9 protein-coding genes and 2 tRNA genes are annotated in these 10683 nt (G+C 72.8%); 5 read left to right on the plus strand and 6 right to left on the minus strand.

Features of this window, described 5'->3' with window-relative positions:
- Positions 1 to 353: 353 nt before the first annotated feature.
- Positions 354 to 869 carry a tyrosine-type recombinase/integrase gene (locus ABT023_RS19385; RefSeq protein WP_350887463.1) on the plus strand — a complete coding sequence of 172 codons (516 nt, stop codon included), beginning with the start codon at positions 354 to 356 and terminating at the stop codon, positions 867 to 869.
- An 89-nt stretch (positions 870 to 958) separates the two neighbouring features.
- On the opposite strand, the gene ABT023_RS19390 is transcribed toward ABT023_RS19385, so the two are convergent.
- From ABT023_RS19390 to ABT023_RS19400, 3 genes are all read right to left on the minus strand, one after another.
- A tRNA-Arg gene (locus ABT023_RS19390) sits at positions 959 to 1031 on the minus strand.
- Positions 1032 to 1066: 35 nt separating this feature from the next.
- Positions 1067 to 1157 (minus strand) — tRNA-Ser (locus tag ABT023_RS19395).
- 458 nt (positions 1158 to 1615) lie between these two features.
- The gene (locus tag ABT023_RS19400; protein WP_350887465.1) at positions 1616 to 2164 is read right to left on the minus strand and encodes a hypothetical protein; all 549 of its coding nucleotides are present in this window, start codon (positions 2162 to 2164) and stop codon (positions 1616 to 1618) included.
- A 22-nt stretch (positions 2165 to 2186) separates the two neighbouring features.
- Between ABT023_RS19400 and ABT023_RS19405 the strand changes: the two genes are divergently transcribed.
- Positions 2187 to 2903, plus strand: coding sequence for a hypothetical protein (locus ABT023_RS19405; protein ID WP_350887468.1), 717 nt, complete (start codon positions 2187 to 2189; stop codon positions 2901 to 2903).
- Positions 2904 to 2978: 75 nt separating this feature from the next.
- Here ABT023_RS19405 and ABT023_RS19410 read toward each other — a convergent pair whose 3' ends face one another.
- A complete protein-coding gene (locus ABT023_RS19410) occupies positions 2979 to 3749 on the minus strand; it encodes a CPBP family intramembrane glutamic endopeptidase (protein WP_350887470.1) in 771 nt (256 codons plus the stop codon).
- Positions 3750 to 3893: 144 nt separating this feature from the next.
- Between ABT023_RS19410 and ABT023_RS19415 the strand changes: the two genes are divergently transcribed.
- Positions 3894 to 5012, plus strand: coding sequence for a globin domain-containing protein (locus tag ABT023_RS19415; RefSeq protein WP_350887473.1), 1119 nt, complete (start codon positions 3894 to 3896; stop codon positions 5010 to 5012).
- Between the two features lie 152 nt (positions 5013 to 5164).
- Here ABT023_RS19415 and ABT023_RS19420 read toward each other — a convergent pair whose 3' ends face one another.
- Entirely contained in the window at positions 5165 to 6694 is a 1530-nt protein-coding gene (locus ABT023_RS19420; RefSeq protein WP_350887476.1) for a peptide deformylase, read from the minus strand.
- 324 nt (positions 6695 to 7018) lie between these two features.
- Here ABT023_RS19420 and ABT023_RS19425 point away from each other — a divergent pair, with 324 nt between their 5' ends.
- Positions 7019 to 7795, plus strand: a complete 777-nt coding sequence (locus tag ABT023_RS19425) for an IucA/IucC family C-terminal-domain containing protein (protein WP_350887486.1) — start codon at positions 7019 to 7021, stop codon at positions 7793 to 7795.
- A 24-nt stretch (positions 7796 to 7819) separates the two neighbouring features.
- On the opposite strand, the gene ABT023_RS19430 is transcribed toward ABT023_RS19425, so the two are convergent.
- Positions 7820 to 9670 (minus strand): DUF6311 domain-containing protein, encoded by a 1851-nt coding sequence (locus ABT023_RS19430; RefSeq protein WP_350887479.1) that lies wholly within the window; start codon positions 9668 to 9670, stop codon positions 7820 to 7822.
- A gap of 211 nt (positions 9671 to 9881) precedes the next feature.
- Here ABT023_RS19430 and ABT023_RS19435 point away from each other — a divergent pair, with 211 nt between their 5' ends.
- Positions 9882 to 10592 (plus strand): class I SAM-dependent methyltransferase, encoded by a 711-nt coding sequence (locus ABT023_RS19435; protein ID WP_350887481.1) that lies wholly within the window; start codon positions 9882 to 9884, stop codon positions 10590 to 10592.
- Positions 10593 to 10683 lie beyond the last annotated feature (91 nt).

The raw sequence follows: 10683 nt of genomic DNA on the forward strand, positions 1-10683 counted from the left end.
GGCAGCTTCCCCAACACCTGGACCATTCGCGTTCCGTCCACCACGGGGACCACCGTCATTTGCTCGGTTTCGCCAATTCCGTCGGGATACGTCGTGGTCGGCACGGGTTCCTCCGGGTCCTGCCCGGGTAGCTTCCCCAACACCAGGACGATTCGGCTGCCCTGATGTCGACCGGAGCGGGTCCGCCGGCTCGGCGGCGGACCCGCTCCGGGTCGGGCCGGTCGGGCCCTCGCAGGTCGGATCTGACACACCCCGCTGCGGGAAACACCCGACTGCTGGTTCGACACACCCCGGGAGACCACAGCACCGAGCACCGGGCGAAAAGCTGGTCATCTGGGCCGGCGCGAAGGGCCGTGCTCCGCGAGCACCTGCGCCGCCAGCGTCAGCAACAGGCCGCCCGCGAGATCGCAGGCAGAGCCTGCTACGACAGCGGCTACGTGTTCATCCGCGCCGACGGCAGGCCGCTGCACCCCCCGTACGCCACCCGGCACTTCAACCGACTCGTCAAGCGAGCCGACATCCCACCGATCCGCCTGCACGACCTCCGCCACGGCGCGGCGTCCCTCGCCCACGAAGCCGGCGCCGACCTCAAACCCGTGCAAGACCAACTCGGTCACGCGAGCATCGTCACCACCGCCGACACCTACACCAGCGTCCTGCCATACGCCCAGCGCAAGTGCGCCGAAGCCACCGCCCGACTGGTCCTCGCCGCAGCCCGCCGCACCCGCGAAAAGATCAGGAACCGGGGCCAGAGCAACCGCCCCAACACCCGCCCAAAAAACAAGCGCACCGCCCGCCAAGCAGCGGTGACACCACCACGAAAGACCAGTTCAAAGCCTGTGCGACCCACCCAAGATTACAGAAAGTGACGACACCCCGTGACACCCACCGTCCATCCGGGACGATCAACAAAAAACGCCTGACCGCGTTTCCGCAGGTCAGACGTTGTTTGATCTTGTGCGCCCGAAGGGACTCGAACCCCTAACCTTCTGATCCGTAGTCAGATGCTCTATCCGTTGAGCTACGGGCGCTTGCTGCTCGACCAGTCTACACACCGGCTTTCGCGCGGAGACTCCGGGATTCGAACCCGGGAGGGGCTTTAAGACCCCAACCGCATTAGCAGTGCGGCGCCATAGACCAGACTAGGCGAAGTCTCCTCGGTGGCCCGCAGACCACCGCGCCCGAGAATACAGGCCCGCACCCGTCCGGAGCAAAGCGACTACCGGAGCCCGGGCGGAGGCGCCCAGGGAGGACCGCCCGGAGCTGGGTGGTCGCCGCTTCCCATCCAGGAGCTTTACCGGTGTGCGACACCCAAATCAGGGCTACGCTCCATCGACATGGAGGAGCATCCGCCAAGCGACCCGCCCCGTCCCGTGCCTGGTGAGGGTGCGCGTCGACGCCGTCCTCCGCGCGCGGCCTTCACGCCGCCCGTCCCTCCCGATCCCGCCGACGCCCCGCCTCCGGACGCGAAGAGGCCACAGCCGCGCCGGGCCCGGGCGGCGGCCCCCACCGTGCTCTTCCAACCGCCGGATCCCGACCGGCCGGCGCCGCCGCTGCCGGCCCCCAGGTCCGCCGCGGGCCGGCCGGTCCCGGCCACCGAGGCGGCCGAACCGCCTCAGCCGCCGACGGGCACGCCCGGCCGAGGTGATCGGAAACACAGCGGCACCGACGACGCGCCGCCCTCGGCGGCCGAGCCTGAAGCGGCCGAACCGGTCGCCCCGCGCACCGCCCGCTCCGAGGCTTCTGAGACGGGCGTCGCCGCCGTCGGCTCGGCCCTCGGGGCGCGGGCCACCCGGAGGACCCCAGCTCGGAAGACCCCCGCTCGAAAGGCAACTTCGGCCAAGGAGGCAGCCAGGGCGACCCCGGCCGAGGAGGACGCGACCCCGACCACGGCCGGCAGGACCGCCACGCCGAAGAGGGCCGCCGCGCCGAGGAAGACGACCACCGCGCCCAGGAAGAGGTCCGAGCCCGGAAAGGCCACCGAGCCCGAGGAGACCACCGCCCTCGGACAGACCGCCGCCCCGGAGGAGACCACCGGCGTCGCCCAGCCGAAGAGGGCCGCCGCCGCCCGGAGAAAGGCCGCCGCCCCGGCGGAGCCGGGCACCCCGGAGGCTGCTACCCCGCAGGCGGCGACCCCCGCGAGGGTCACCGCCGAGACCCCCACCGCCGAGACGGTTGCGCCCGGGGTGGCTGATCCGGAGACCGCAGGTGTCGAGGCTGGGGCCGGGGCGGGTGGCCGGGCGCCGGGGGCGGTGTCGGCGCGTACCGACGTGGACGGCCTGCGGGCGACGACCGTGCGGGTGCTCGACCACCCGGGCTTCGCCCCGGAGCTGCTGGCCTTGGCTGCGGTCCGGGCGCTGGGGCCGGGGGCGCGCGACTGGGCGGCGTCGCTCCGGGGCGTCTACCCCGACGCGACGCCGGACGGGCTGGCCCGGCTCGCGACCCGGCGGTTCGTCCGGCTGGCGACGGCGGGCGGGGCGACGGCGGCGCTCGCGGGCCTGTTCGCGCCGGTCGCGGAGCTGACGGCGGTGCTCTGGACGCAGGCCGGCCTGGTGCTGCACCTGGCGGCGGCGTACGGCCGGGATCCGGCCGACCCGGAACGGGCGGTGGAGCTGCTGGTGCTGACCCGGGTGCATCCGGACGCGGAGAGCGCCCGGGTGGCGTTGGCGGCGGCGGAGGCGGCGACCGACCCGGTCGAGCAGCCGTGGCCCCGGGTGGCTGAGGCTGCCTGGCGGTTGGCCGCGCCGCTGGCCGTGCAGGCCGGGGGGTGGCTGGGGCTGCGGGTGGCGTCCCGGCTGGTGCCGGGCGCGGCGGTGCTGGCCGCCGCGGTGGGCGGCTCGGCCGCCGCCGAGCGGCTGGCCGCCCGGGCGGTCACCGCCTACCGGCCACCGCGCACCCGCTGACGGCAGCGCCCGCCCGGATGGGTGGGCGGAGCGGGATCGACGCGTGGCGCGGGCGTCGGGTTACGGGGCGGCCCGTCAGAGCCAGTCGAACCAGGACTTCGGCAGGAGGGCGTAGCCGACGAAGGCGACCACGTCGAGCAGGGTGTGCGCGATGATCAGCGGCATCACCCGCTTGGTGCGCAGGTAGAAGAAGGAGAACACGACGCCCATCACGGCGTTGCCGAGGAACGCGCCGAAGCCCTGGTAGAGGTGGTAGGAGCCGCGCAGGACGGCGCTCGCGGCGATCACCGCGCCGAGCCGCCACCGGAGCTGACGCAGCCGGGTGACCAGGTAACCGACCACGATCACCTCCTCCAGCACGGCGTTCTGCACGGCGGCGAGGATCAGCACCGGCACCGCCCACCAGACCTCCGGCAGGCCGGCCGGGACGAGGGTGGCGTTGACGCCGAGCTGCGCGGCGGCCCAGAACAGCGCCAGGCCAGGCAGGCCGATGAGCGCCGCCAGGCCCGCGCCCCGGGCCAGGTCGGAGCCGGGCCGGCGCAGGTCCACCCCGAGGGTACGACCGGGGTCGCCGGGGTCTCGCGCCAGCAGGTGTACGGCGAGCAGCACCGGCAGCAGCGCGAAGACGATGCCGAGGAGCTGGTACGTCAGGTCGAGCCAGGGCCGGGCCGACTGGGAGGTGTTCAGCGCGGCGGTCTGCTTCGACAGCGGCCCGTCGGCGGTCAGCTTCGCGATGATCGACACGAGCGCGTAGACCGCCGACTGCCCGAGCGAGAGCCCGAGCACCAGCAGCGTCTCCGTGCCGAGGACCCGGCGGGACGCCGGCCGGTTGAGCTCAACGGTCACCGCACCACTGTGCCCGACTCCGACGGCCGGCGGGACAACGGGCCGAAGGGCGGTATGAGGAGATCGCACATTCTGTGCGACCGACGCACACGCTCCGTGGACATTCTATGGGGGCCCGATCCGCCGGTCAGGAGGAGGAGCGTCTTGGACAACGTCGCGCGGCTGCTGAAGGAGAGCTGGACCCTGGTCGAGGAGGACCGGGGCCGGTTGAGCGGTCATTTCTACGCCCGGCTCTTCCTCCTCGACCCCGCGCTGCGCCCGCTCTTCCCGGCGGCGATGACCGGCCAGGGCGACCGCATCCTGGACGCGATCGTCACGGCGACCCAGGTGGTGGACGACCCGGAGAGCTTCGACGAGTACCTGCGCTCGCTGGGCCGGGACCACCGGAAGTACCACGTCGACTCGGCGCACTACGCGACCATGGGCGTCGCCCTGCTGGACGCGCTGCGCAGCACCGCCGGGGACGGCTGGAACCTGGAGTACGACCAGGCGTGGCGGGACGCGTACGCGGCGATCGTCGAGAAGATGCTGGCCGGGGCGGCGGCGGACGAGAACCCGCCGTACTGGCACGCCGAGGTGCTGACCCACGAGCGGCACGGCCCGGACACGGCGGTGCTGACCGTCCGCGCCCTCCAGCATCCGCTGCCATGGCGGGCCGGCCAGTACGTCAGTATCGAGGTCCCCCGGCACCTGCCCCGGGTGTGGCGGACGTACTCGGTGGCGAACGCCCCGAACGACGACAACGTCCTGGAGTTCCACGTCCGGACGCCGTCGGGGGCGGGCTGGGTGTCCGGGGCGCTGGTGCGCCGGACGAGGCCGGGGGACCTGCTCCGCGTCGCCGCGCCGATGGGGTCGATGACCCTGGACCGCTCCTCGGAGCGGGACATCCTGTGCGTCGCCGGCGGGGTCGGGTTGGCCCCGGTCAAGGCGCTGGTCGAGGAGCTCACCGGCTGGAACCGGACCCGCTGGGTGCACGTCTTCTACGGTGCCCGGCACGCCGACGACCTGTACGCGCTGGACGGGCTGCGGAAGCTGGTGGCCACCCATCCCTGGCTCTCGGTCACCCCGGCGTGCAGCGCGGAGCCGGACTTCGACGGGGAGCGGGGCGACATCTCGGAGGTGGTGGCCCGGTACGGCCCGTGGACCGCCCACGACTGCTACGTCTCGGGCTCGGCCCGGATGGTCCGGGCGACCCTGCGGGCGCTCGCCGGGGACGACGTGCCGCCGCCGAACATCCGGTACGACACCTTCGGCGAGCTGTAGCACGACGCCGTACGGCGTTCGGCGACTGCGCCGGCCGCCGAATACCCCGGACGCCCGGACGCCCGGACGAAGACCTTCCTCCCCCCGAAGAGGACCGGGTCGCGTGCCTCCGCCCCCTGGGGCACGCGACCCGGTCCGCCCCCTCGCTCGTCTCAGTACCGCCAGGGGTTGCCGGTCTCGCGGTACTCCTCCACCGGCACCAGCGGCACGCCGGGCGTCATCCGGTCGACGTACAGCCGGCCCTCCAGGTGGTCGATCTCGTGCGCGACGAGCCGGGCCATGGCGAACTCGAACGAGGTGATCATCCGGCCGCCGTCGCACTGCGCGTGCTCCACGTCGATGCGCAGCGGCCGGGGCACCAGCCCCCGGTGGTCGAAGAAGGAGAGGCAGCCCTCGTACTGCTCGTCGGTGTCCGGTGACGAGTCGACCACCCGGGGGTTGAGCAGGATCACCGGCTCGGCACCCCGGTCGGGCGGGCGGACCACGGCGGCGGCCCAGGCGAGGCCGAGCTGGGGGGCGGCGATGCCGACGCCCTTGCTGAACGGGTGCAGCTCGTCGAGCCGGACCAGCGCCGAGCTGAGCCGGTCGACCACGTCGCGGGCGGTCGCCTCCTCCACCGGCAGGCCGAACTGGCGGCTGGGCTGGCGTAGCAGGTCCGCGCCGCGCTGCACGATGCCGAGCCCCCGCATCCGGTCGCTCGCCCGGACCCGGCCGCCGCCGACCGGCCCGCCGGGGTCGGAGTCGGGCGGGCGGCTGCGGAACCGCCACTGCAACCGGTACCGGGCGTTGAGCGGCGGGTCCTCGGTGGCCCAGTCGAAGATCGTCCGGCCGCCGCGCTCGTGCCGGCTGATCGGCCGGCGCAGCGGCCCCTCCTCGGACGAGAGCGTGGTCTCCACCCCCCAGACCTGGGGAGCCAGGTCCGTGGGCAGGTCGAGCCGGACCGCCAGGTGCCGGGTCGGCAGGCGTACGGCGCGCTGGAACCAGGGGCCCCACTTCTCCCGGCTCACCCGGTACGCGTACTCGATGGTGACCCGCTCGCCTGGGTAGAGCGGGAAGCGGCCCTCGTCGTTCTCGAAGAGCAGCCAGATCTCCTTGAACGCGTCCCGGTCGTGCTTGGCCCGCCAGTGCATCGGCTCGGGCTCCCCGCCGTCGTACCGGTACGACAGCAGTTGCAGCTCGGCGAAGGTGAGTGGGTGTTCCCGGTGGTGCCGGTTCGACCGGCCCGGGTCGTTGGGGTACCGGTCGACGGCGACCCGGACCAGGTAGCGGGTCACCGGTTCGGTGCCGGCGTTGTAGAGCTCCCGGCGGATGACGCACCGGTAGCCCTCGTCGGTGTGGGTGAGGGTGGCCAGTTCGCCCTCCACGATCAGCCCGGTGCCGGGGGGCATCCACTGGCCGGGGGCCGGGTGATCCCGGTGCGGCGGGGTGGGGCGGCCGTGCCGGAGCTCGTCGTACTCCCGGAAGCGCTGCCAGATCGCGCCGCTGGCCTCCAGCACGGCCTCGGCCCGGCGGGCGAAGTCCTCGGTCGGCCGGTGCCGGCGCCCCTCGACGTGGCTGACGTAGGACGGGTCGAAGCCCATCAGCGTGGCCAGTTGCTTCTTGGACAGCCCCCGCCCGGTCCGCTGCCGGGCGAGTTCGGCCGCGAACGAGTCGGCGGCCCGCTCGATGGGAGAGGTCGTCATCAGCTTCCTCAACGCCGGGGAGTATCAGTTTCACTTTCCGTACGTGAACGCGCACAGAAGTGGCATCTTGTCGACATTCGGCTTGACAGTTCACGCATGAACGTCAATGCTTCCGCAGCCCTGCCAGGTCCGCCCGGCCGGCGTTCTCCCCGCTCCGGGCCGGGTAGTACGCCGGCGCGCCCCCGGGCACGGGAGGCCGCCAGGGTGACGGACGCCTCCCGGTAGCCGCAGGTCGGGGCTTTCCCTATCCCTGAAGCCTTGGTTAGGCTAGCCTTAGTTCACGGATCAGAGCTTCGGTCGGGGGGAGATGCGGTGACAGCGGTGATGCCCACGCGGGAGACCGCGACGCCCCTCGCCCCCGTGACCGCGACCCTGCGTGCCATGTTCGGAACCGACGACCTGCCCGGGCTCGCTCCGGGCCTGCTGGTGACCGACGACCGGTTCGGCTGGGCCCCGGCCACCACCCTGGTCGACGGGACCCGGCTGCCCGAGCTGCTGCACGCCGCCGCCCTGCGCTGGGGCGGGACCCCGCACGCCTGCGCCGCGCTGGCCTGGAAGTCGTACAGCTACTGGGTCGCCCTGCCGGCCGTGCTCGGCTGGGCGGCGGCCCGCCGGGTGCCGCTGCTCGACCCGGCCGACGTTCTGATCCACTTCGAGGACCACCGCCCACTGGTCACCCTCGGGCTCCGCCGGTCCACCACCGTCGCGGTCCTCCCCGGCGACCCGCTGGCCCTGGCGGGGCTGCCGGAGGTCCGGGTCGTCGCCGACGAGGCCGCGCTGCTGGCCGTGCTCCGCGCCTCGCTGCTCGACGCCCACCTCGCCCCGCTGGTCACCGCCATCCAGGCGGAGGTCCGCATCGGCACCCGTACGCTGCTCGGCTCGGTCGCCTCCGGCATCGCGCACGGCGTGCTGCGGGCCACCGACGCGCTGCCCGGCCCCGCGACCCGGCACGTCGAGACGCTGCTGCACGCCCTCGACCTGGCGGACCTGGTCGAGCTGGTGCCCGGCCCGGCCGGCGAGCCGACGGTCCAGCGCCGCACCTGCTGCCTTGCCTTCACCCTGCCCAGGCCGAAGGTCTGCCAGGGCTGCTGCCTGCGCTGACGAACTGGTCCGCCGGCGGCGGGCTCAGTCCGTCAGCGGACGGACGTCCCAGACCCAGACCCCCCCGGTGTACGTGGGGCGGATGCCGGTCAGCTCGGTCATTCCCCGGCGCAGCGCGTCGGCGTGCTCGTGCGGGCCGAGCAGCACCACCCCGGCCCGCCAGTACCGCAGGTCCTCCAGCGCGGACGCCCGGGTCGGCGCGGTGACCGGCGGGACCTGGCCGGTGCGCCGGATGGTGATGAAGAAGCTGCTGGTGGGGCGGGGCGGGGCGGTGAACAGGGCGATCCGCCCCTCAGGCGCCCGCGGCCGGGTGTCCGGCCCGAGGAAGTAGCCCCGGGCCAGCGGCAGGTCCAGGCGGGTCGCCGCCGACCAGCGCAGCGGATCGGGGTAGTCGGTGTCCGGCAGCGGCAGGGTCACCACGCTGCGCCCACCGGCCACGTACGGACGCCAGGCGCCGGAGGTGACGAACTCGGGCACCGGGTCGAGGCGTACCGAGGGCAACGGGGTGGGGAACGCGGGGAGCAGCGCCATGGTCAGCATGGTGGCGGTGACGAAGCGGATCTGCGGGCGGGCGGCCGGGTGTTCCCGGGCCAGCCGGCGGGCCCGCTCCGCGCCGAGCGCGAGCAGCACCCCGACCACCGGGACGGTCGCCAGCGCCCACCGGGTGGGCACCACCGAGTGCAGGATCGGCAGGTTCTCCAGGGCCGCCCAGGGCCCGGCGATCCCGGTCGCCCGGCCCTCGAACTGGATCTCCCGGCCGAGGGAGAGCACCGCGAAGAGCAGGCCGACCGCGGCGAGGCCGAGCACCACGGGACTGCGCCGCAGCCACCACACCAGGGCACCGACCAGGATGACCAGCGGCCAGCCGAAGAAGCCGTTCTCCTCGGTGGGGTTCTTGACCAGCTTGAGGTTGGTCTGCGGGTCGCCGGCGATCGACTCCCGGCCGAACGCGGTGAACGAGGCGAGGTCGGTGCGGTAGCCGCGGATGAGCTCGGACAGGCCCTCGTACGCGCCGGGGCCGAAGAACTGCACGTACAGCGGGTACGCCAACAGCACCGCGGCCAGGGCGGCGGCGACCGCCAGCCCGGCGAGGAACGGCCGGGCCCGCCGGCGCAGTTCGGCCCGGCCCAGCGCCAGCGCGACGACCACCACGCCGAGCCCGATGGCGGTCATCAGCAGGATCTCCAGGTTGATGAAGGCCTGCCAGACGATCACCAGCCCGAGCAGCACGCCGTTTCGCAGCCACCGGCCGCCGTCGGGCAGCCGCAGGGTGCGCCAGACGATCAGGGGCACCACGAACTGGCTGACGATGTTGGGATGGGCGTTGGCGTGCGAGACCATCGCCGGGGCGAACGCGCAGAACCCGGCCCCGAGCCAGGCCGGCCCCCGGGAGCCGACCAGCACCCGGGAGAGGACGAAGTACCAGGCGGTCGCGGTGGCGATCATGCCGCCGGTGAGGAACACCAGAAAAGCGGTACGCGGCCCGAACAGGACGGTGACCGGCGTCATTGGCAGAGAAATGGATAATACGGACGTGTTGGCCATGAGATTGACGCTGTCCGGCACATTCATCCGGTCCGAGCCGAACGGATAGGCGAAATCGGTCAGTACGCGCGCGCCGTGCGCCATCATCCACTCGAAGAGCGCCTGGTCGGATCGGTTGTCGCGGACCCCGTGCGTCGGATTCGCCCAGAGTCGAAAGGTCACCCAGAGTGCGATCAGCGCGAAGCTGAGCACGGCGAGGACGTCCGTCCGGCGCCCCCGCCGGGACGCCGCGCCCCTGCCCGTCCCCTCGTCAGACGCGTCCGCCACCGGGGGTTCGGCCTCGCCGTCCCCGGGCTCGCCGTCGGGGCGGTCCGCTTGAGGAGTAGTCATGACAATTCGTAGAGTAGTCAGGGTATGGCACTGACGTGACATGTTTCTGGGGACTGGCGTACTATGTGCCGGGTTCGCCGACCGCCGATCTCGTGCCCACCCCCGACCGCAATTCGGCCACCACGATGCCCCGATTTCCCCACCGTCCGCTTCGGATGGTTCACTCTGTCGGTCCCGGGGCAGGTCGAGTCACACCGTGAGGAATCGACGCATGGCAGAAATCACTGGGGATCAGCGTGTCCAGTCCGAGGTGCTCGAAGGCCTCGCGACGGCGGTCAACCACCGCAGGTGGTTCGTCGAACTGGCCGTCCCGCACCTCGGTGACAACCCGATCGAGATCGGCAGCGGGCTGGGCGACTACGCCCTGGCGTGGGCGGAGTACTTCCCCCGGTTCACCGCCACCGAGGCCGACCCGGACCGGCTGGTCGCCCTGAAGGAGCGCCTCGCCGAGCAGCCGAACATCGAGGTCCGGCAGATGCTCCTGCCGCACTCCGAGCGCGGGGACTACAGCGCCGCCGTCTCGTACAACGTGCTGGAGCACATCGAGGACCACGTGAGCGCGCTGGCCAGCATGCGCGACCTGGTCCGTCCGGGCGGCGCCGTGGTGATCATCGTGCCGGCGTTCCAGTTCGCGATGGGCCCCGCCGACATCGCCACCGGCCACGTCCGCCGGTACACCAAGAAGACCCTGGCCGCCGCGATGACCGAGGCCGGCCTGACCGTGGAGAAGATCCACTACGCGAACGCGCTCGGCCTGATCGGCTACTTCATGGCGACCAAGGTCTTCCGGCTGATGCCGAAGGAGGGCCCGATGGTCAAGGTCTACGACACCCTCGTCCTCCCCGCCACCAAGGCGGCGGAGCAACTGGTCCGGCCCCCGTTCGGCCAGTCGGTCTTCGCCGTAGCCCGCGTCCCCGCCTAGGGCCTGTCCTGTCGATCATGGAAGCCAGATGATGGCGGCGATGAGGACCAGGCTGGATCGGTAGAGAGAGGCCCGTTTGGCGTATCGGGTG

The sequence above is a fragment of the Micromonospora sp. NPDC002296 genome, assembly GCF_040296145.1.
Lineage (GTDB): Bacteria > Actinomycetota > Actinomycetes > Mycobacteriales > Micromonosporaceae > Micromonospora.